At 70.1% G+C, this 22,170-nt stretch carries 13 protein-coding genes and 3 pseudogenes; 5 read left to right on the forward strand and 11 right to left on the reverse strand.

The annotated features are described in order from the left end of the window. Window positions 1-4,273, forward strand: a 4,273-nt coding sequence (locus tag C1A38_RS14655; protein ID WP_102658386.1) for an FtsK/SpoIIIE domain-containing protein, incomplete at its 5' end; no start/stop codon positions are given. A 214-nt stretch (window positions 4,274-4,487) separates the two neighbouring features. On the opposite strand, the pseudogene C1A38_RS14660 reads toward C1A38_RS14655, so the two are convergent. The 3 genes and pseudogenes from C1A38_RS14660 to C1A38_RS14670 form a co-directional block, all read right to left on the reverse strand. Beyond that, window positions 4,488-5,326 (reverse strand): annotated as a pseudogene (locus C1A38_RS14660) (IS982 family transposase). Between the two features lie 54 nt (window positions 5,327-5,380). Further along, window positions 5,381-6,052, reverse strand: a complete 672-nt coding sequence (locus C1A38_RS14665) for a hypothetical protein (RefSeq protein WP_102658387.1) — start codon at window positions 6,050-6,052, stop codon at window positions 5,381-5,383. Beyond that, the gene (locus C1A38_RS14670; RefSeq protein WP_088988841.1) at window positions 6,049-6,348 is read right to left on the reverse strand and encodes a hypothetical protein; all 300 of its coding nucleotides are present in this window, start codon (window positions 6,346-6,348) and stop codon (window positions 6,049-6,051) included. Before C1A38_RS14670 ends, C1A38_RS14665 begins: the two co-directional genes overlap by 4 nt. Before the next feature lie 201 nt (window positions 6,349-6,549). On the opposite strand from C1A38_RS14670, the gene C1A38_RS14675 reads away from it, so the two are divergent. The 4 genes and pseudogenes from C1A38_RS14675 to C1A38_RS14690 form a co-directional block, all read left to right on the forward strand. Next, window positions 6,550-8,409 (forward strand): hypothetical protein, encoded by a 1,860-nt coding sequence (locus tag C1A38_RS14675; protein ID WP_102658388.1) that lies wholly within the window; start codon window positions 6,550-6,552, stop codon window positions 8,407-8,409. Next, window positions 8,409-8,939 carry a type VII secretion system-associated protein gene (locus C1A38_RS14680; protein ID WP_102658389.1) on the forward strand — a complete coding sequence of 177 codons (531 nt, stop codon included), beginning with the start codon at window positions 8,409-8,411 and terminating at the stop codon, window positions 8,937-8,939. Before C1A38_RS14675 ends, C1A38_RS14680 begins: the two co-directional genes overlap by 1 nt. Window position 8,940: 1 nt before the next feature. Then, window positions 8,941-10,257 carry a LysM peptidoglycan-binding domain-containing protein gene (locus C1A38_RS14685; protein ID WP_102658390.1) on the forward strand — a complete coding sequence of 439 codons (1,317 nt, stop codon included), beginning with the start codon at window positions 8,941-8,943 and terminating at the stop codon, window positions 10,255-10,257. Window positions 10,258-10,297: 40 nt separating this feature from the next. Next, window positions 10,298-11,243 (forward strand): annotated as a pseudogene (locus C1A38_RS14690) (IS110 family RNA-guided transposase); the annotation flags it as partial. Window positions 11,244-11,408: 165 nt separating this feature from the next. Here C1A38_RS14690 and C1A38_RS14695 read toward each other — a convergent pair. The 8 genes and pseudogenes from C1A38_RS14695 to C1A38_RS14730 all read right to left on the reverse strand — a co-directional run bounded on the left by C1A38_RS14695 (window position 11,409) and on the right by C1A38_RS14730 (window position 22,045). After that, window positions 11,409-12,842, reverse strand: coding sequence for an MFS transporter (locus C1A38_RS14695; protein WP_102658391.1), 1,434 nt, complete (start codon window positions 12,840-12,842; stop codon window positions 11,409-11,411). Between the two features lie 92 nt (window positions 12,843-12,934). After that, window positions 12,935-13,252: a hypothetical protein gene (locus C1A38_RS32195; protein ID WP_102658392.1), complete on the reverse strand. Its 318-nt coding sequence runs from the start codon at window positions 13,250-13,252 to the stop codon at window positions 12,935-12,937. A 29-nt stretch (window positions 13,253-13,281) separates the two neighbouring features. Then, window positions 13,282-14,511, reverse strand: coding sequence for a glycosyltransferase (locus C1A38_RS14705; RefSeq protein WP_102658393.1), 1,230 nt, complete (start codon window positions 14,509-14,511; stop codon window positions 13,282-13,284). Between the two features lie 685 nt (window positions 14,512-15,196). Then, complete coding sequence (locus tag C1A38_RS14710) at window positions 15,197-16,348, reverse strand: epoxide hydrolase family protein (RefSeq protein WP_102658394.1); 1,152 nt, start codon at window positions 16,346-16,348, stop codon at window positions 15,197-15,199. Continuing rightward, window positions 16,345-17,706, reverse strand: a complete 1,362-nt coding sequence (locus C1A38_RS32420) for an FAD-dependent oxidoreductase (protein WP_102658436.1) — start codon at window positions 17,704-17,706, stop codon at window positions 16,345-16,347. Before C1A38_RS32420 ends, C1A38_RS14710 begins: the two co-directional genes overlap by 4 nt. A gap of 357 nt (window positions 17,707-18,063) precedes the next feature. After that, a pseudogene (locus tag C1A38_RS32425) lies at window positions 18,064-19,092 on the reverse strand (FAD-dependent oxidoreductase); the annotation flags it as partial. Then, a complete protein-coding gene (locus C1A38_RS14725) occupies window positions 19,089-20,681 on the reverse strand; it encodes a GMC family oxidoreductase (RefSeq protein ID WP_102658395.1) in 1,593 nt (530 codons plus the stop codon). The pseudogene C1A38_RS32425 and the gene C1A38_RS14725, both read right to left, overlap by 4 nt. After that, window positions 20,681-22,045: an aminotransferase family protein gene (locus tag C1A38_RS14730; RefSeq protein WP_102658396.1), complete on the reverse strand. Its 1,365-nt coding sequence runs from the start codon at window positions 22,043-22,045 to the stop codon at window positions 20,681-20,683. Before C1A38_RS14730 ends, C1A38_RS14725 begins: the two co-directional genes overlap by 1 nt. Between the last annotated feature and the right edge of the window lie 125 nt (window positions 22,046-22,170).

The raw sequence follows: 22,170 nt of genomic DNA on the forward strand, positions 1-22,170 counted from the left end.
CGCGCGGCGGCCGGAGCCCACCGGCGCCCCACCGGCGATCTTCGTCGCCGGTGCGCCACTGGACCCGCGGCTCACCCTCGCCGAAGCCCCGCTGCGCCAGGGAACGGTGCTCGGGCTGGATCGGCCCGTGCCCGAGGATCCCGCACCACCGTCAGGGCTGGTGGAGGTGCGGGTGGTCAGCGGCACCGACGCCGGTGCGACCTATCAGCTCGACCTCGGTGAGCACACCATCGGCACCGCGAGCGTCAGCCGGGTCGGCCTCACGGACCCTTCGCTCGCCCCGGTGATGGCGTCGGTCCGGGTCCTGCCGGACGGCAGGTGCCGGTTGCGGCCGGAGCAACCCGGCCTCCTGCTCGACCGGGTCGAACTCGACGGGGAACAGGCGTGGCCCCCCGGCGGACAACTCGCCGTCGGCTCGTCCCTGCTGGAACTCCGCGTTCCGGTCCGGGCCGAGGCCGCGCTGCAGATCTCCGAGGACCGCACCGGCCTGGACTACAACCGCCCGCCCCGGTTGCTGCCGGAGGCCCGCACCACCCAGTTCACCCTGCCGTCGCCGCCGTCGCCACCGGAACGGCGACCGTTCGTGCTGATCACCGTGCTGGCCCCGCTGGTGGTCTCCGGAGCCGCGTACCTCATCACCGGCAACCCGCTGACCCTGCTCTTCGCCATCCTGTCGCCGGTGGCGTTGATCGCCGGTCAGATCAGCTCCCGACGCCTGGGCAAGGCCAGCCACCGCACCCGGCTCGCCGAGTACGAGGCTAAACGGACGCGGATCAGCGCCGAGGCGCAGGCGGCGCTGACCGCCGAGCGGCTGGCCCGACGGGACAACTTCCCCGACCCCGCCGCCGTACGGCTGATCGCCGTCGGGCCGCAGCGTCGCCTGTGGGAACGACGCCGTACCGACCCCGACTTTCTCGAACTGCGGGCTGGCAGCGCCGATCTGCCGTCGGAGGTGGTGCTGCGGGATCCGAGCCAGGACGAGCACCGGCGGGAGGTCCGGTGGAGCGCGCTCGATGTGCCGGCGACCGTTTCGGTGCGCAAGCACGGTGTGGTCGGCATCGCCGGTAGCGGTGCTGCCCGGGTGACGGCCCGGTGGATGGTCGCGCAGGCGGCCACCCTGCACAGCCCGGAGGACCTGCAGATCTACCTGCTGGCCGGGGCGGGAGACGAGGAGGGCTGGTCCTGGGTCGGTTGGCTGCCGCATGTGCTGCCGCGTGACGGCCAGGACACCGTCGCCACCGTCGGTACCGACACCCAGACCGTGGCCCGGCGGGTGGCCGAACTGAGTGCCGTGATCGCGGCTCGCGCCGCCGAGCGGACCGACGGGTCGTTTCGCGACGTCCTCGTGGTGCTCGACGGGGCACGCCGGCTGCGTTCCCTGCCCGGGGTGACGCAGATCCTGCGGGAAGGACCTGCGGTCGGGGTGTACGCGATCTGCGTCGACGCCGAGGAGAAGCTGCTGCCGGAGGAGTGTCAGGCCGTCGTCGCCGAGCAGGCCGACGGGTCGCTGCTGGTGACCCGGACGCTCGCCGCCCCGATCCCCGGGGTGCACCCGGACCTGCTCTCGATGCAGTGGCTGCGGACGGTGGCCCGCGCGCTCGCGCCGCTGCGCGACACCGGCGGTGCGGACGACGGCGCGGCCCTGCCGGACGCGAGTCGGCTGCTCGACGTCCTCGGCATGGAACCGCCGGAGCCGGACGCGGTCGCGGCCAGATGGGCCACCGGGGGTCGCACGACCGAGGCGGTTCTCGGGGTCTCGTTGGACGGGCCGTTCGCGCTGGACCTCAAGCGGGACGGTCCGCACGCGCTGGTGGCCGGCACCACCGGTTCCGGCAAGTCGGAGCTGTTGCAGACCCTGGTCGCCTCGCTCGCCGTCGCCAACCGGCCGGATGCGATGACGTTCGTGTTGGTGGACTACAAGGGTGGCAGCGCGTTCAAGGACTGTGTCCGGCTGCCGCACACCGTCGGCATGGTCACCGACCTCGACACCCACCTGGTGGGCCGGGCGTTGACCTCGCTCACGGCCGAGCTGAAGCGGCGGGAGCACATCCTCGCCGAGGCGGGCGCGAAGGACATCGACGACTACGTCGACCTGCTGCGCCGCGAGCCGACCCGCACCTCGATGCCCCGACTGTTGATCGTGATCGACGAGTTCGCGTCGATGATCCGTGACCTGCCGGACTTCGTGACCGGTCTGGTGAACATCGCGCAGCGGGGCCGGTCACTCGGTATCCATCTGGTGCTGGCCACCCAACGACCGGGCGGGGTGGTGTCACCGGAGATCCGGGCGAACACCAACCTGCGGATCGCGCTGCGGGTGACCGACACCAGCGAGAGCCAGGACGTGCTGAACGCCCCCGACGCCGCCTCGATCCTGAAGTCGACGCCGGGGCGGGCCTTCGTACGCCTCGCCCAGTCGTCGCTGGTGCCGTTCCAGGCCGGGCGGGTCGGCGGCTTCCGCCCGGGAACGCGCACCGAGGCACGGCAGGAGCCCTGGCTCACGCCGGTCTCCTGGAAGGACCTGGGTCGGCCCAGGCCCAGCCGTCCGGGTGTGAAGGCCGCGCCATCGGCCGAACTCACCGACCTCGCCGTGTTGGTGGAGGCCGTCCGGGGTGCCAGTGAGCAACTCGCCATCGAGCCGCCGCACAGCCCGTGGCTGCCAGCGCTACCGGACACGCTGACCGTCGAGGCTCTTCCCGCGCCGCGCGGCAGCGGCTACCACCTGCCCCCGGTGGCGTACGGCCTGGTCGACCTGCCGGCGCAGCAGGAGCAGGTGCCGTTGGAGCTGGATCTGGGGACGCTGGGGCATCTGCACGTCATCGGTTCGTCGCGCAGCGGCCGGTCGCAGGCGTTGCGGACGATCGCCGGCACCGTGGCCCGCGCCCACTCGACCGCCGACGTGCACCTCTACGGTGTCGACTGCGGCAACGGGGCCCTGCTCGCCCTCACCGAGCTGCCGCACTGCGGCGCGGTGGTGCAGCGCACCGAGGCCGAACGCCTCGGTCGCCTCTTCACCCGCCTCGTCGCGGAGCTGGGACGCCGTCAGCAGTTGCTCGCCTCCACCGGCTCCGCCGGGCTTGTCGAGTACCGGGCCGGCGTTGCCGCAGCCGACCGTCCGCCGCACATCCTGGTGCTGCTCGACCGGTTCGAGGTCTTCGACAAGACGTTCGCCGACTACGACAACGGCACCGTCATGGCGGCTCTGCTGACCCTGTTGCGCGAAGGCGCCGGGGCCGGAATCCATGTGGTGATGGCCGGTGACCGGAGCATGTTCACCACTCGGATCTCGTCGACGACGGACGACAAACTGGTGCTGCGACTGGCCGAACGCAGCGACTACAGCATGGTCGGCATCAACTACCGGCAGCTGCCGGACGAGATCGGCACGGGCCGGGCGATCCGGGCGGTCGACAGTGCGGAGGCACAGATCGCGCTGCTCACCCGGGACAGCTCCGGCCAGGGGCAGGCCCGCGCGCTCGCCGCGATCGCCGAGGCCGCGCGGCTGCGCGACGCCGAGATCGGCGACGCTGCCCGCCCGTTCCGGATCGACGTGCTGCCCGACGAGCTGACCCTGGCGCAGGCGAGCGTCCTGCCACGGCCCGACGGCCCGCTCTGGACGATGGTGGGGGTCGGCGGCGACGAACTGTCGGCCATCGGCCCGGACCTCGGCACCAACCCCTCGTTCATCCTGGCCGGGCCGCCCCGATCCGGGCGGAGCACGGCCCTGCTGACGATGGTCGCCGGTCTGCTGGAGAAGGGGACGCCCGTGGTGATCGCGGCACCCCGCCGGTCGCCGCTGCGGGAACTGGCCGGGGTGCCCGGGGTGCTCGACCTGGTGACGAGCGAGAACTTCACCTCCGCCGGGCTCGCGGCGGCCCTCGACGGACGTACCGGACCCGCCGTGGTCGTGCTGGACGACGCCGAGCAGCTGCTCAAGTGCGACGCCGGCAGTGACCTCGGGGACATCGCCCGGGTCGGCACGGAGAAGGGACTCGGTCTGATCATGGCGGGCTCGATCGACGGCCTCTCCAGCGGCTTCGGCGGCTGGCACGTCGACGCCCGCCGCAACCGGCAGGGCGCGCTGCTCAGCCCGCAGGGCCTCGGCGACGGCGAGCTGATCGGCGTGAAGCTGTCCCGCAGCCAGCTCGGCGGCGGGCGGCCGGGCCGGGTGCACGCCCACTTCGGCGACGGCAAGCTGCACCTGCTGCAGGTGCCCCGCACCGAACCGGACGTGCTGCGGAAGCTGCTGACCGGGACCGGCGACGCCCGCTAGGCACCACCGCGTCGACGGAGTCCGGCTCCCCTTCGGGGCCGGACTCGACAGCGCTCAGACCCCACCGGGTACGAAACGACGTTGGGGGACACCCCCAACGGTGTCCCCCCAACGCAGGTCGGCAGTTACCCCTAGATGAGTAAGTCCTAATCCCTGTTCAGTGGTCGTAGGCGATCAGTGATCGGGTGATGGGTTGGCCGGTGTTGCGGTTGTGTCAGATGGCGGCGGTCAGGGCCAGGATGCGTTGGGCGATGCGGGCGGCTACGCCTTCGATGCTGCGGCCGCCGTGTAGTTCCAGGTCGAGTTGGCCTTTGAGGGTGTCGTTGACCGACTCGATGAGCTGCCTGATCGGTTTGAGTAGGTGTTCGTCGGGGCGTGGGGTGCGGTTGCGGTATGACGGTCGCAGCAGTCGTACTCCGCGTTCGGTCAGCCCGCGGTCCAACTCGGCGGAGACGTAGCCCTTGTCCGCGATGATCAGCAGGCCGGGACGATTGGCCAGCAGGTCCGGGTCGTGTTCGAGCACGGCGGTCAGGATCTGTCGCTCGTCGATCTTCGGGTTGGCGAGGGCCCAGGAGACCGGCAGCCCGGCCGGGGTGCAGATCAGGTGCAGCCGTGGGCCCGCAGAACCAGCGCGAGTGTGAGGCGCAGTAGCTGTAGCCGGCCCAGCCTGCCAGTTGCGAGCGCTTGGCTGTGGGTCGGGAACGAGCGCACTCGACCGGGGTGGAGTCGATCAGCCACACACCGTCGGTCCACAGATCGGTGTCCGCGGCCACCGCCCGGATCGCCCGCTTCAGCAACGGCAACGCCGCGCGTAGCCGCTTGTTGTAGCCGGACTGACCCGGCACGTATGGAAACGCCCCGGATAGGTGTCGGGGCACGAACCGCAGCCAGCGGGCCTCGGACCGTACCCCCAGCAACACCTGCGCCACGCCCCAGCGTCAACAGCTCGGCATCGGTCAACTTCGGCGGCCGTCCGACGCGCGCAGGCCGCCCGAGCCAGTCATCGATCTTCACGTACAGTGCGGTGAGAAGGGTGTTGATGTCTGTCGTCACAAACGGATCATCAACACCCTTCACTGCACCCGCAGCCCCGCCCTGAGTTAGGACTTACTCGTCTAGCTGCCGACCTCCCCCGGGGGAGGCCGCCGGCGGCGTGAGCGCGGAAGCCTCCCCCTCATACGAGAAGGTCAATGTCGCGGTGATCGTGGCGAAGAGCTCGAAGATCTCCTCCGCCTCCGCGAGATTCGGGCTCGAACCGGTGACCACCAGCGCGTTCGTTGCCCCCGGCAGCGGTACGACCGTGTGCATCACGGCGCAGCGCATGGTGACGCCGTCCTGGCTGACGTTCTGGATGCCGTGCACCCGACCGACGGTGCCGATCGCGGGGATCTGGGCGGTGCTCACCCGACGCCAGGTGCCGTCGGCGTGGGCGGGCTGCGCCACCGCGGTCAACGCCCCGATGATGTCCCCGGTCGCGGGCGGGGTGACCACGGAGACGAGCACCGTGGCGATGAGCGCGCCGTCCTCGTACACCTGGAACGTGCCGGCGGCGTGCACCGCGCCGGCGTTGCGGGCCTGCCGCACCGACCGGCGCAGCTGCTCGGCGTACTGTCCCGCCTGCTCCTCGGTGAACCCACCATCGCGGGCCCGGGTCCACACGTCGTCGGCGACGCGGTTCTCGCTCGCCTCGTCGGCGACCGAGAAGTCGACCCAGTCGTGCGGCGTACGCAGCTCGAATCCGGTCGGGACAGCTACCGCCGTGCCTCCTGCGCTGGTCAACTCGTCGCTCCGTCCGACTCGAGTGAGGCCGCCGTCTGGTCGTCGGTCTCCCGGAACGCGTCGGCCACCGCCTTCGCGGCGTCGCGGACCCCTTCGAGGTCCTTGGCCACGACGTACCGGCCGTCGCCCCAGCGCTTCTCGAACTCGCGGGCGGCCCCTTCCAACTCACGCTGCCCCAGCGTGTCGACGACCGGCCCCATCGACCTGATCGGTGAGCTGTCCATCAGCTCCTTGGTGCGCTGCAACAGGTCGTGCACCCGCATCAGCTCCGTGCCGGGTACGTCGATCACGCTCATCGCACCACCCCGGCGTCGAGCCTGCTCTGCTTGCCCATCCCCGCTCTCCTCCCCGATCCGGTCAATGACTCCGCGCCGTACACGGACGACCGGTCGGATCGGTTCAGTCCGGCTGAACCGTTTCCACGATCGCTACGTGTGCGAGTCGGCTCACGGCATTGGCCGGAGCGGGGTGCGGTCGGTGCGATGGGGAGGTTGGTCATGACGCGTCCGGGAGACGCCGAGTGGTCGGTGTTGCAGGTGGACTCCGACCCGGTACCCGGTGATCCGGAGTCCTTCGACGAGATCACGCGGGCCTACCAGGAGCTGTCCACCACCACGCGGGAGGCGCACGACCTGCTCGCCTCCGGTGGCCAGGTCCAGCTTGGTCAGGGCAAGGCGATGGAGGCGTTCCGTGACCTGATCGGCAAGCTGCCCGGGCGGCTGGATCGGATGGCGAACTCCTACGCCGCGGCGGCCGACGCGTACGTGCGGTACCTGCCGTCGCTGGAGGAGGCGCAGGCGATGTCGCTGCGGGCCCTCGATCAGGCCCGACAAGCGTCCGGCGACCAGGCCGCCGCGCAGGCAGCGGTCGTCTCGGCTCAGGCGGCGATCACCGCGTTGGGCGGCGATCCGGCGGCGGACCAGGCCGCCAAGGACAAGGCCAGTGACGACGACGCCGCCGCACAGAACCGCGCGGCCGACGCCCAGCAGGCGCTCGACCAGGCGAAGGCGCTGCTGGGCCAGGCGACGGCGTTACGTGATCAGGCTGCCCGGACGGCGGCGCAGACGTTGCGGGGGTTGGCGAAGGACGCGCCGCAGCGCTCGCTCTGGGAGAAGATCGTCGAGGCGTTCCAGGCGTTCATCGACTTCCTCCGCAGCACCGTCATCCAGTGGATCACCTTGATCCTGGACGCGCTGTCGGTGATCGCCTCGTTCATCTTCCCACCGCTGGGCCAGGCGATCGGCTTCCTCTCCGGTGCGATCGACCTCGCGGCGGCGGCGCTCACCGGTGATCCCGCCGCGATCGGGTTGGCCGCCGGAGGTCTGCTGCTCGGTCTGGTGCCGGGCGGGCGGCTCGTCAGTCGCATCGTCAAGATCGCTGGCAGTGCTGGCAACAAGCTGCCGGGCAGCGTCTCGGAGGGGATCAAGAACAGCATCAAGGGGCTCGGCGGCACGCCGGGCAGTACCCGGAGCGTGGGCAAGGCTCCCACGCCGGGGGCGGGGATCGACACCGCCGTCACCAGTGTCGGCCTCGGCAAGACCATCAAGGGCGTGTTCACGTCGATCGGCAACAAGATCAATGACATGCGCTTCGCGCACGACCTCAGGATCTCCAAGGAGAGGCGCGCCGCCGACCCCAGCCTCCTGGCCGGGATGACCGACAAGGGCCGCCTGAAGACGTTCCGTCCCGCGGACGTCCAGTCCGTGCCCCTGCGCGACAGCGAGGGCAAGCAGATCGGCGTCATCTTCCCCAGCAGGTCGACCGACGCCGAGAACTTCACCGACTGGGGAGCGCAGAAGGCCAACCTCGCCACCGGTAAGAACCTGGGCGGTTCGATGGACATCGGGGGTGCGAAGGCCATCCGACAGCTGCCCGGCAGTGAGCCCACCCTCGCCGGCAACCAGTTCCTGCCGGCTCCGTGGAGCAACCTGAGGAGCGACCCGATGTTCATCTTCGCCCACGGCAGCCCGGACACCGCCGCGGTGACCCTGTCCAGCGGCAAGGTGGTGCACGTCACCGGCGCCAGCATGGCCAAGATCCTCAGCAACGACCCGAACTTCAGGGCGCTCGCCGAGGCCAACCCGAAGGCCGCGATCGCCATGATCTCCTGCAACTTCGCCAACATCAAGGGTGAAGCCGGGCAGCAGTTCGCGGACGTCATGCGCGACCTCGGTAACCGGCGGCAGATCTTCGCAGCGAACAACACCGTGCACGTGACCCGGGGCATTGATGAAATCGGCCTGCTCACCAATCCCGGCGAGACCATCGCGACCCTGGCCGTGGAGAGCACGGACGACCCGAAGGACGGCAAGGGCGAATTCCGAAAGATCACACCGACGCCGAGGGGAAGGTCCTGATGAACGAGCACGACGAGACCGACGTGCAGCGCAACTGGATGCTGCTGCTGGACAGCGACGACGAGCAGCCGACCGAGGCTCCTCCGGTGGAGACGATCGTCGGCGGCTGGCTGGTCGAGGACGACGGGACCATCGGACGGTTCGAGGCGAACCCGCTGTACCAGCCGCGCAACGCCGACTCACCCACCAGCGCCGTGGACGCGGCGGCGAAGCTGGTCGCCACCGACCGGGCCGACGTCGGCCTGGTGCTGCGGACGCTGCGGGACAGCCTGGTGGCGGTGGCGCTCGACGAGGCGGGCGAGGCGGCCGTGACGTCCGCCCCGGACGGGGTGGCCTGCGTGGTGGTCGCCTCCGGCGCCCTCGACCAGGCGCGCGTCGACGCGCCACAGTGGCGGCAGGTCGGTCTGACCGAGCTGCTGGGGCTGCTTCCGGACGGGCTCGACGTGCTGGTCAACCCGGGCGGGCCACGGGCCATGCGCCTGCAGGCGAGCGCCCTGCGCGACTCGGTCGACGCCGACGGAGCCGAGTGAGATGTCCCTGACCAGGGCGTACGCCGGACTGGTGCTGGCGGTGGTGACCGCGTTCCTGCTGGCGACCCCGACCGGGGCGGACGCCGTAGAACCGTCGGTGCCGTACTGGGTGGTACCCGGGCAACCGGGCGCGGAGAGCGAGTTGACGCTGCCCGGGGTCGCCGACCGGGTGCTCGGCGACAGCCGGCGCTGGCCGGAGATCTTCGAGCTGAACCAGGGGCGTACCCAGCCGGACGGCGGCACGCTGACGGATCCGGCGCAGCCGATCCGCGCCGGCTGGGTCTTCGTCCTCCCCGAGGGCGCGACCTCCGGTGAGATCCGCGTCGGTCCGCCGCCGTCGGCCACGCCGGACCTGGGCCAGCAACCGGAAGCTCCGCCGGTCGACCAACCGGAGCAAGGACCGGCAGCGGCGCCCCCGGCTCCTCCGGTCGGCGGCGGTGGAACCTTCGGGCTCCGACCGGTCGCGGTGACGCTGCTGGGCATCGGCGCGGTGGTGCTGGCGGTCGTCGTACCGGTGCTGATTCGGTTGGTTCGACGCCGCCGCGCGGCCGAGCCGCCGCGACCCGCGCCGGGCTCACGGCAGGCGTTGGACCGCGCCCTGCGGCAGATCGCCGCACCGGCGTCCCAGCCCCCGGTGTACGCGGCGATGGTCGGTGCGGACCGGGTGTCGCTCCGGCTGGCGCCGGCGTTGCCGGACCCGCCGCCCCCGTGGCGGGCACGGCAGCAGGGTGCGATCTGGGAAGCGCCGAGTTGGGACCTCGACCAGCAGGTGACCGCTGATGGCGGCGGGCTGCCGATGCTCGCCACCGTCGGCACCGTCGGCGGTGAGCTGACAGTCGTCAACCTGGGACGAGCGCCCGGAATCGTCGCGCTCACCGGGGAGCCGACAGCCGCGTACCGCCTGGCGGGCGCGTTCCTCGACGAGATCAGCCGCTACGCCGCGACGTCGGTGGCGATCAGCGTCGTCGGCCCACCACCTCCGCCCTGGCCGGTCCCGGAACGGGTTCGGGTCGTCGTCGACCTGCGTTCCGTCCTGATGTTGCCCGGCGACGACGCCCAGGACGCACACGGGTCCTCGGCGCTTCGCGACCACCTGGTGGTGGTCACCGCCCCGCTTCCGCCCGAGGAGTTGGAACGCCTCGGCGCGCTGGCGGCGGCCTCCGACGGCACGGCGGCCGTGGTGGTCGTCGGCGACGCGCCGAACACCGTCTGGCGGTTCGACATCGACGCCAACGGAGCCCTCGACGTCGGGGTTCTCGGCCTGCACCTCGACCGTCCCAAGCCGCACGGTCGGCTCATCCCGGTCCTCGGCCGCTGATCCTCCTGCCCGAACCTCGCAAACGATTGGTGTGCCGAGACGGCTGCACGACGCGGCGTTGCCGAACACTGAGGTCAGGCTGCGGCAACTGTTCGACAAGCTCGGCCGCCATGGCCGGATCCTGGTGGTGGTCGACCAGCCCGCCTCGATCGGCGCCCTGCCGATCGCGGTCGCCCGAGCGGCCGGGCATCAGGTTGCCTACCTGCCCGGACTTGCCATGCGCCGCATCGCCGACCTGCACCCCGGCACGGCGAAGACCGACGCCCGCGACGCCTACGTCATCGCTGACGCCGCCCGACCCTGCCCCACACGCTGCGGCGCGTCGACGTCGGGGACGAAACCTTCGCAGAGCTGGAAGTCCTGGTTGGCTTCGATGACGACCTCGCCGGCGAAGCCACCCGCATCTCGAACCGGATCCGTGGGCCGCTCACCCAGATCCACCCCGCCCTCGAACGGGTCCTTGGCCCGAAGATGCAGCACAAGGCCGTCCTGGAACTGCTGTCCCGCTGCGGCGGACCAGCAGGGCTACGCAAGGCCGGCCACCGCAAGCTGCTGTCCATCGCCGGCCCTCACGCCCCTCGCCTGGGCGAACGACTCATCGCCCAGATCATGACCGCCCTCGACGAGCAGACCGTCACCGTCCCCGGCACCACCGCCGCGGAGACGATCCTGCCCCGCCTTGCCGACAGCCTCCGCGACGTCCTGCGACAACGCGACCACGTCGCCGGCGAGGTCGAGAGGATCCTCGATGCACACCCTCTCGCCGAGGTCCTGACCTCGATGCCCGGCATCGGCGTCAGGACCGCCGCCCGGATCCTGCTCGAAGTCGGCGACGGCACCGCCTTTCCCACCCCCGGACACCTCGCCGCCTACGCCGGCCTCGCACCCGTCCCCCGACGATCCGGCACCAGCATCCGCGGTGAACACCCACCCGAGGCGGCAACAAGCAGCTCAAACGGGCATTCTTCCTCGCCGCGTTCGCCGCTCCCGTAGCCGCCGCCTGCGAGCAGGCGAATTGGAGCACCCCGGAGGGTTCACCTCGGCGTTCGAGTTCCGCGGTGGTGGGCTTCTCTGCCTAAACCTGGATGATCGATCGCTGGACGAGTCTCGGGCCGGTCTTGCGTGGGGCCGGCCTTGAGCCGGCCCCACGGTCAGCCGGCCTGCGCGACCGCCTTGCGCGGCAGCGTCAGGGCGATGACGAGGCCAACGATCGCGGCGCACACCAGGGCGATGAACGCGGCTTGGAAACCTTTGGTCAGATCGGGCAGCGCGGTTGATCCGCGCGAGACGGTCACCGACACGGTCGTGACGAGCGCGACGCCGATGGCGCCGCCGACCTGGAAGCTCGCGGTGCTCAGCCCGGAGGCGAGGCCCGACTCCGGCTCGGGGACCGCCGTGAGTGCGACGATCGAGGCGGTGGTGTGCGCGACGCCCAGGGAGAGACCGAACAGTCCGAGCGCGACGAACAGGTCGCGGAAGTACTGTCCTTCAACGGGTATCCGGGACAGCAGCAGGCAGCACACGCCGAATCCGAGCAGTCCGATCCCGGCGACCACGCGGAATCCGCGCTTGGTGATGAAGGCCTGCCCGATGTAGGCGCCGAATACGGCTGCCACGGGCATGACCGAGGTGGCAAAGCCCGACATGACGGCCGAGTAGCCGAGCACCTGCTGGGTGTAGAGCGAGAAGAGCACGCTCGCGCCCCACACGATCATCGCCACGACGACCATGAGCAAGTTGCCGCTCTTGACCGTGTGCAGCCGCAGGAACCGAAGCGGCACAAGGGGTGCAGCGGATCGGGCCTCGATCACGACGAACGCCCCGAGGAGCAGGATCGCCGCGGCGAACAGGGCGATGATCGGTGCGCTGCCCCAGCCGAGCGCGGGCCCGTTGCTGATCGCATACACCAGGGCGGTTGCGGCGACGGTGATGGTGACGGCGCCGGCGATGTCGAAGTTGCGCACGCGGTTGCGGTCCCAGCTCTCGTCGAGCACGAACGGGCTGATCAGCATGACGAGCGCCACGACCGGCACGTTGACCAGGAAGACCCACTGCCAGCCGAGCCCGGTCGTGATCGTGCCGCCGAGCAGCAGCCCGGCGGTGGCGCCGACGCCGCCGACCGCTGACCACGAGGCGATGGCCCGGTTGCGTTCCTTACCCTCCCGGAAGGTGTTCATCAGGATGGACAGCGCGCTGGGCACGAGCATGGCCGACGACACGCCGTGCAGCGCGCGGGCCACGATGATGACCTCGCCGCTCCAGGCGATGCCGGAGACCAGCGAGGTGATCAGGAACAGGGCCATGCCCCACATGAACACGCGGCGCCGGCCGAGCAGGTCGGCCGCGCGCCCGCCGAGCAGGAGCAGGCCGCCGAAGGTGATGGCGTTGGCCGTGAGGATCCATTGCGCCGCCGAGGGGTCCAGCCCGAGGTCGTTCTGGATGGACGGCAGGGCCAGAATCACGATCTCCGAGTCGAGGATCATCATGAAGCTGGCGAAGCACAGCAGGACCAGCGCCGCGAAGCGACGGCGCGTGCTGGATGTGGTGCCCGTGAGGGGTGTGGCGTCGGAGAGCGTAGGCCGCATCCGGTTGCTCCTCTTGATTTTTCGGGCAGGCCACGGCAGCCCACCCACCGGACGGCGATGATCGGCGGGCAGGTTTTCCGGGGTGTGCCGAGTCAGAGGTACATGGGGTTGGGCGGCAGGCCGCAGAGCATCCGGCCGTACCGCTCCAGGTTGGCGTTGAGGTGCATCAGGGCGTGCAGGTTGAGTGCCTGGATGTCCCGTTCGATGCGCTGAATCGGCACATCCCCGTAGAGTGACGAGCCGCTGCTGGCGGTGTTGAGCATGTCCACCGCCTCCTTGATGGCGTCAGAAGCGTAGGGAGCACCTTGCCTCGATCGGCCCGTCGAGCTGGGCCTGGGCGGCCGTGACGAGGTTCTCCAGACCGTCGATGATGGTCTCGTGACCGCCACAAGGCCGCCTCCAGCTGCCATTCGCCGGTGGTAGTAAGGGGAGTGCGGGTCTACGGCACGAGGCAGCGCACGTCGCGTCCGATGCGGCGTGCCTCGATCATGAACTGGTCCTCCCAGCGGCGCCAGAACTTCGCGAGCCGGGACGTGAGGATGACGACGTCGGCGGACTGGTCGGCCAGCGGCGTGCGTAGGCCCAGGCTGTGATGGGTGACGTGCCGCCCGGTGGCTGCCACGCGTTCGATCAGCTCCCGGTCGAAGTCCATCACGGTGGCCGCGTGCATCGACTCGGGCAACGCGCCACCAGCGCCGATCACGACCACGCGGTCGGTCGCGGAGACGCCCCGCAACGCCAGCTCGACCTCTGCCGAAACGTCCAGATCGCGCACCTCGTCGGTGTACCGGATAAGGTCGTTGTTGTCCTCCTCCCACGCCCAGAACATGTTTTCGTGGACCACCCCCGTCCAGCCGATCTCGTTGACCGGCTCCGGATTGTTGGTCACGAAGCGCAGCATGTTGGCCTGGAACTCCTCGTACTGCTCATCGAACACCCGGTCCTGGTGCTCCTCGATCACCCACGCCGCGCGGCTGAAGTGCAGCGGTAGGCCACTACGGTGCAGGCGGTATCCGAGATCGAGGTCCTCCACGGCCCAGCCGCGGTGCCCCTCGTCGAAGCCGCCCACCGCCCAGAAGTCGTCGGTGTGCACGGAGCAGTTGATGGTCCAGAAGACGAGCCACGGCACGCTACGTTTGGTCAGGTCGTCGTTGCACCTGAGCAGCGCCAGCTCGCGACTGTCGAGGAACTCGTGGGCCCGGCCGTAGACCTCCACCATCTCCTCGGGTGTGAACCGCTTGAGGAGATCGGGCACCTGCAGCATCGGGTCCCCTGGGTTGTAGCCGTAGGCGTATCCGGCCAGGGCATGCCGCGGCGAACCATTGCTGTGGGCCAGATAGTGCTGTAGCACGAAGTCGGGCCCGGCGATCGCGCCGGTGTCCAAGAAGACCAGGATCGGTGCGGTGGCCAGCCTCGCGCCGTTGTTGCGCGCGAGCGCGACGCGGTTGCCGAGATCCTCCTGGTAGGTGTATTTCAGGTTCAGTCGATCGGAGAACGACTTGGCGACGGTCGCCGAGTCGTCGGACGAGCCGTCGTCGGACACCACGACCTCAAACTCCGGCGTGCCGGGCACCTGCCGGGTGAGATGGTGCAAGGTGTTGTGCAGCCTGTCGCGACGGTTGTATGTCGGGATCACTATCGAAATTTTTGGGTTACCGGTTGCCGACATGGGAGCCTCCGATTATCGGTATTGGGCGCATCGATCCCGTGACGGTGTTGTTCGTGCGCGCGAATAGTGCAAAGGCTGGCGGGATCAGCTGGCGGAGGCCGTGATGAAGCTTCCGCGCAGGGACGCTCTCGCCGTCGCGGACCAGCGGTGGAACATTGGTTTGCGCTCGGGTGCCCATCGGTGTCCTTCCTTTGATGACCAGGCACCGTCCATAGCGTCATGGACCCGTTGCGGGAGCTGCCAGCGGGAGCGTCGATCTACTTTAGAAGCATATTCATGTGCTTCAACGGGTCTACTCCGATAATGCGCTCTGTTCATCCTGCTGCGCTTCTCTGGTTTGTTCTGCGTGCCTTGCCGTCGCCGCTCTGGTGCTACGGCTTGCGGCATCGTGAAGGGACAATCATGCGCAAACAGTGGGACCTGCCTGCTGCCGGCTCGGCCGCGATCGCCGTCATCACACCGAGCATCCACATAGGGCTGTTTGCACCGCACGACGACGACATCGCAGCCTGGATCGCCGACGTCGAGGGGTGCTGCGCCGAATGCTGCCGAGCGGCGATCGGGTTTGCCAGCTCGACATCGGGCCACCGGTCGCCCGTTCCCGTTGCGCCACATCGGATGTGGGCGTGGCCGCGGCTACCACAGGGTGGGCGGCCCAGTCAGGGCCGCCCGACTTCCGTTGCCGTCACCGCACGATACGGCCGAAGGCTCGCACGTCGTCGACGAACAGGTCCGGCTCCTCCATCGCGGCGAAGTGACCACCCCGATCGGGCTCGCTCCACCGCACGATGTCGGCCAGATAGTGGTGCGCCAGCCCGCGCAACGGCTGGAAGGGATCGTGCGGGTACACCGTGACGCCGGCCGGGACCCGTATCGGTTCCGGCCGCCAGCCGGAGGCCATCGCGCGCATGCCCTCCGCCCCCTCGTAGTAGAGCGCGGCCGACGTGCCAGCGGTGGCAGTGAACCAGTAGATACTCACGATGGTCAGCAACCGGTCCCTCGACACGGCGTCGTCGGGCACCTTCGCCGCGTCGGTCCACTCCCGGAACCGCTCCACGATCCAGGCCAACTGGCCCACCGGCGAGTCCGTCAACGCGTACGCCAAGGTCTGCGGCCGGGTCGACTGGAGCTTCATGTATCCGGACAGCTCCGCGTCGAAGCGACCCATGAGTGCCAGACGCGCCTGGTCGAGCTCGCTGAGCCCGGCCAGCTCCTCCGGGTCGCCGGACGGAAAGGTCATCAGCATGTTGACGTGCAACCCGATGACATGATCTGGTGCCACGGCGGCGACCTGCTGCGAGATGACCGCGCCGGCGTCGCCGCCCTGGACCACGTACCGGTCGTAGCCCAGCTGGTTCATCAGCTCGGCCCAGACCGGCGCGATGGTGCCCGCGTGCCACCCCGGGCGGGCCGGGCCGGAGAAGCCGAACCCTGGCGGACTGGCAATGACGAGGTGGAACGCGTCGGCCCGGTCGCCGCCGTGCGCGGCAGGGTCGGTCAGCGGACCGATGACGTCGAGGAACTCGGCCACCGAGCCCGGCCAGCCGTGGGTGATCAGCATCGGCACCGCGTCCGGCTCCGGGGAACGTACGTGCAGGAAGTGAACGGTGACACCGTTGATCTCGGCGAGGAACTGGGGGTACTGGTTCAGCTCAGCCTCGGCGGCCCGCCAGTCGTACTGGGTACGCCAATACTCAACGAGCTCACGCAGGTACCACACCGGTACGCCGCGGCTCCAGTCATCGTCTCCCAGTGGTGCGGGCCAGCGGACGTCGGCCAGCCGACGATGGAGATCGTCGATGGCGGCCTGCGGAATCTCGATGCGGAACGGTTTCATGACGCGGCCCTCTCTACCTCGTTGGTGGGATCGAATGCGGTGAGAGACCCGGCCGCCGGCCCGGTTGTGCGGTCGCGTGACAGCCGCAGCACGCGCCGGACGAGGCCGGGGCGCATCAGCGAACTCAGCGGGTCGATCAGGCCGGCCACACGCATGAACGCCGCGGTGATCGACGGGTCCTTGGTTGCCGCGTACTGCACCCGCGCCATGTACGCGTTGCCTATGCGCACCATCGCCGACCGTTTGCCGGGTACACCTGGGAAGTCGAGGTCGCCGCTGGTGGAGATCTGCCACGGCGTGTCCACGACGCGGCCGATGTCGCGCAGGAACCCGCGCGGCTCGGGCGGCGCGCCGCGGAGCAGCCACTTGCGCAGCGTCATCGCCTCGATGGCGGCGACCGTCATGCCCTGGCCGTAGACCGGGTTGAAGCTGCAAACCGCGTCGCCGAGCACGAGTAGGCGCTCCGGGAAGCGGGACAGCCGCTCGTACCGGCGCCGCAGGCTCGCCGGGAAGGTGAACGTCACGGGTTCGGTCAGCGGCTCGGCGTCGCGTAGCCCGTCGTACACGTCCGGCACCGGCAGCGAACGGGCGAAGGCCAGGAAGCCGTCGGGGTCCGACGGCGGGTGGTCGCCAAGAATCCCGGTCAGCGACACGATGCACTCATGCTCGCCGACCTGCCCGAAGAATGCCCCGCGCGGGTGCGCTGGCGACGCGACCGGGTTGATGGACTGGGTCCCGTCGAACATCTCCGGCCGCTTGCGGTACAGCCGGGTGGTGTACGCCAAGCCGATCTTCATACGTTCCTCGACCGGCCGTTGGTAGCCCAACTGCTCCAGCCACACCGGCAGGCGGGAGCCGCGCCCGGTGGCATCGATGACGAGGTCCGCGTCGAGAACGCTCTCCGTCCCCGTCACCACGTCGCGCAGCGCCACCGCGGTGACGCGCCGGTTGTCGGCGGTGGCCCGCAGGCCGGTCAACTCGGTGCCCTGCCGGTACGTCACGTTGGGCAGCGCAGCGACCCGGGAACGCAGATACTCCTCGAGAACCGGCCGCTGAGCGGTGATCGACAGCAGGCCGCTACGGGCCGGTTGAACGCGCCGACCGTCGAAGAACCAGCGCATCTCACCGAGATCACCCACCGGCACGCCACGGCTCTGCAGGTCGGTCCGCAGGCCCGGGAAGAGCTCGGTCAGGATCAGGTATCCGCGTCCGTGCAGTCCGTGCGCGTGGGCGGTGTGCGGTGTGCCGCGCCGGGGAACGTCGATGCCGAGCACCTCGTCGCGATCGACGACGACCACCTCGCGATAGTGGTCGGACAGAACACGCGCCGCGAGGGTCCCGGCCACGCTGCCGCCCACGACGACAGCGCGTTGCCCGACGACGACATCCGGCCTCCCCGCCGGTACCGTCTCGGCGTCGACCTTGCGGGCGGAGAGCAGAACGCGGGCGATGAAGCCGGGCTTCATCAGCGCGCTCGGCGGGTCGACCAGGCCGGCCACCCGGAAGAACGCGCGGGTGAAGGCGCCGTCGCGCTGGGCCGCGGTGTGCAGCCGGGCGAGGAACGCGCCGCCCACCTTGACCTTGGCCGTACGCTTCCCCTCGATCGCGGGCAATGCCAGGTCACCGCCGACGGAGGTCTCCCACGGCACGTCAACGATGCGACCCACGGCCCGGAAGAACTCCCGCGGACGGGCGGGACCGCGGCTCAGGTGCTTGGCCAGCGCGTCCGCCTCCATCGCGGCCACCGTCATCCCCTGGCCGTACACCGGGTTGAACGCGCACACGCCGTCGCCGACGACCAGCAGACCGTCCGGGAAGCGGGTCAGCTTCTCGTACCGGCGTCGGACGCTGGCCGGCACGCGGAACATCGCGGGCTCGGTGAGCGGCTCCGCGGTGCGAATCGCCTCGTAGATCTCCGGTGCGTCAAGCGATCGGGCGAACTCCAGGAACCCCTCGCGGTCCATCGGCGGGTGGTCGCCGAGCAGCCCGGTAAGGGACAGCAGGGCCACGTTGTCGGGGAACTTGCCGAAAAAGGCTCCACGCATGTTGCCCGGGTGCGGCACCGAGTTGATCGCCAGATCGGTGCCGAACGGGTCTGTGCGCAACCGGAAGTACTGCGACACATAGGCCAGGTCGATTCGCACCTTGTCCTCTGCCGGCCGCTGGTAGCCGAACTGCTCCAGCCACGCCGGGGTGCGGCTGCCGCGGCCGGTCGCGTCGACCACCAGGTCGGCATCGATCGTCTCGGGCGTCGCCCCTGGTTCGTCTCCGACGACCCGCACGCCGATGACCCGGCTGTGGTCGGCCGTCGTCGCCAGACCTTGCACAACGGTGCGCTCCCGCATGACCACTTCAGGCATGTCGACCACCCGCCGGCGCACATAGGCCTCCAGCGTCGGCCGGTTGGCCGAGACGCTACTCAGGCCCGAGTGCGACTGTTGCAGCGCGCGACCGCGGAAGTACCAGCGCAGATCCCCCGACAGGTCGCCGCTGAGCACGCCGTCGGCGGTCAGGTCGGCCTGCATACCGGGGAAGAGCCGCTCCATCACCTCCTGTCCTCGGGCCAGCAGAGCGTGCGCGTGGTGCCCTTGCGGCACACCCGCACGCGGGCCGGTCACGCCGACGACGGTGTTGCGCTCGACGACCACGACCTGGGCATACCGGTCCGCCAGCACCCGGGCCGTCACAAGGCCCGCCATTCCGGCACCGAGCACGACCGCCCGGCTGCCGAGTCTCTCACTCATCGATGCACCTCCATCAAGCCTTCGCGGGTGTGGGCCGCCTCGGTGCGGCCACGGATCAGGTCCGCCGCCCGCTCCGCGACCGCTACGGTCGGGGCGTTGGTGTTGCCCCTCGGCACAAGCGGCAGCACGGACGCGTCCACCACGCGCAGGCCGTCCACCCCGTGCACCCTCAGATCCGGGTCCAGCACGGGACCGATCGCGCAGGTGCCGGCCGGGTGGAAGACCGACTGGGTGTGTGCCCGCAGGAATGCATGCAGGTCCGCCTCGTCGGTCGAAGCCGGATATGCGTACGGGCGCACGGTGTACGGCGCCAGCGATGGCTGCCCGGCCAGCTCCATGGCGATTCGCAGGCCGGCTGTCATCGTCCGCAGGTCCGCAGGGTCCTCGTAGTACTGGTGCCGGATGCGCGGCTTGGCTGTCGGGTCGTCGGAGGCGAGGCTGACCTCGCCGCGGCTGGCCGGCCGCAACACGCAGGGCCCGAAGGAAATGCCGTGCTCGGCCGACTCGCCGAGGGCGCACTCGACAAACATCACCGGCAGCACGTGGTACTGCACGTCGGGGGCCGCCAGGTCGCTCTGGGTACGCACGAAGCCACCGGCTTCCGGCACGTTGGACGACAGCGGTCCGCTGCCGTCAGCCTCGAACTGGCGAACGTTCCTTTCCTCACCGGCGGACAGCAGGCTGACCGGCTCGTCGTGTGTGAAGACCAGGTATACGGCGGGATGGTCCTGCAGGTTGCGGCCGACCTCGGGCAGGTCGACGAGGACCGGCACGCCCACCGCCGAGAGGCGTTCGGCCGGACCGATTCCGGACAGCATGAGCAGCTGCGGGGAGTTGTACGCCCCGGCGGCCACGATGACCTCGCGCTGCGCCCGGATGTCGACCACCTCGTCGTACCGCTGGACCCGTACCCCGCAAGCCCGCCCGCCCTCGACGAGAACGCGGTGTGCGTGGGTGCGGGTGCGCACGGTCAGGTTGGGTCGAGCAGCCGACGGATGCAGGTATGCCGCCGCGGCGCTGCACCGCCGCCCGTTGCGCTGGTTCACCTGATAGAAGCCGAAACCGTCCTGGCTCGGGCCGTTGAAGTCGTCGTTGGCCGGAAACCCGGCCTCCACCGCGGCACGCACGAACGCGGCCGCCATCGGGTTGCGCGAACGGCTCTCGGCGACCGGCAGCGGGCCGCCGGTCCCGTGGTAAGCCGAGGCGCCTCGCTCGTTGTCCTCGCAGCCGACGAAGTACGGCAGCATGGTCTCGTAGGTCCAGCCGGGCTGACCCCACTCGTCGAAGTCGCGGGCGTTGCCCCGGATGTGCACCATGCCGTTCAGCGCGCTGGTACCGCCGAGCACACGTCCCCGCGGCAGATAGAGCCGGCGCCCGCCGAGCCGTGGCTCCTCGTTGCTGTTGTAGTCCCAGTCGTACTGTGAGCGCAGCAGCTTGCCGCCCGCCGCCGGGATGCGGATGTTGTCCGAGTCGTCAGCAGGTCCGGCCTCGAGCAGGCACACCGTCACGTCAGGGTCCTCGCTCAGCCGCGCCGCGAGCACGCAGCCGGCGGTGCCGGCGCCGACAATGACGTAGTCGTAGGACTCCATCACGAGTGACTGGCGGGTCGGCGGCGCAGCACGTCGGCCAGCGCCTGCGCGGCGCGGTCGACCTCGGGCCGGGAGATGACCAGCGGCGGGGCCATGACGAGGGTGTTGCCGTACTCCCGGGCCGCCACGCGGTGCTCGTCGCGCAGGGCGACGGTGACCCAGTCGGCCATCAACGGCTCCCGCGTGTCCCGGTCGGCCACCAGTTCCACGCCGGCGGTGGCGCCGGCTACCCGCACCTCGCCGACGTTGGGCAGGTCGGCGAGGGGGGCCAATGCCTCGCGCAGCCACGTGCCGACCGTGCGGGACCGATCCACCAGGCCCTCCTGCTCAAGCAAATCGAGGTTGGCGTGCGCGACCGCGCAGGCGGCGGCGTGGCCGGAGTAGGTGTGACCGTGGAACAGATACGTGTCGCCGCCGGCGATCGTCTCGGCGATCGCGTCGCTCATGAGCACCGCCCCCAGCGGGGCGTAGCCGCTGGTGAGGCCCTTCGCCACGGTCACCAGGTCGGCCTGCATGCCGCGCTCGGCCGAGTCGTACCAGGCGCCGGTCCGGCCGAAACCGGTGACGATCTCGTCGGCGATGAGCAGGATCCCGTGGCGCGACAGCAGCTCGCGGACCCGCGGCCAGTAGTCCGCGGGCGGTATGAGAACCCCCGCGCCGCCCATGACCGGCTCGCCGATCATCGCCGCCACGTTGCTGGGGCCGATCCGCTCGATGGTGGTAGCCAACTCCTCGATGAGGAAGTCGGTGAGGTCCCGGCCGGGACACGTGTCCGGCGCGCGGTAGCTGTGCGGGGGCGAGACCCGCGCCACGTTCGGGAACTCCGGCCCGATGCCCTCGTGAATGCCGGGGAACCCGGTCGCGGCGCCGCTGGCATAGGTGCAGCCGTGATAGGCGAAGTTCCGCGAGATGAACCAGACGCGCTCTGGCTCGCCGCGGTGGTGGTGATAGAGCCGGGCGAACTTGAAGGCCGTCTCCACGCTCTCAGAGCCGCCGTTGGTGAAGAACACCCGGTCCAGCCCGTCGGGGGCCAGGTCGACCAGCCGCTGCGCGAGCGTGATGGACTGGTCGTTGGCGAAGATGTCGAACCCGGTGTAGTACGCCAGCTTGCGCATCTGACGGGCCGCCGCGTCAGCCAGTTCCGGCCGACCGTGCCCGACCTGCGCGACCCAGTTGCCGGCACCCATGACGTCCAGCAGTTCCACACCGGACGCGTCCCACACCGTGCACCCGTCACCGCGGACGATCGTGATGCGCTTCGACCGGCCGCCGTGGTGGTGCGGATGCACCAGCACCCGCCGATCGATCTCGGCGAGCTGCGCCGCGGTCAGCATCGTGCGCGGCATCTCGTTGACGACAGACATGGCACTCTTCCCCTTACCGATATGTGCTGGCTTGCAGTGCGACAGGCGGCCCCGTGGGCGGGTCATCAGGCCGACTCGGGGCGTCCGGTTGTCGTGTCCAGACCGAGCCACATTCACGTCGTTGA

The organism is Verrucosispora sp. ts21, from assembly GCF_002879555.1.
Taxonomy (GTDB): domain Bacteria; phylum Actinomycetota; class Actinomycetes; order Mycobacteriales; family Micromonosporaceae; genus Micromonospora; species Micromonospora gifhornensis.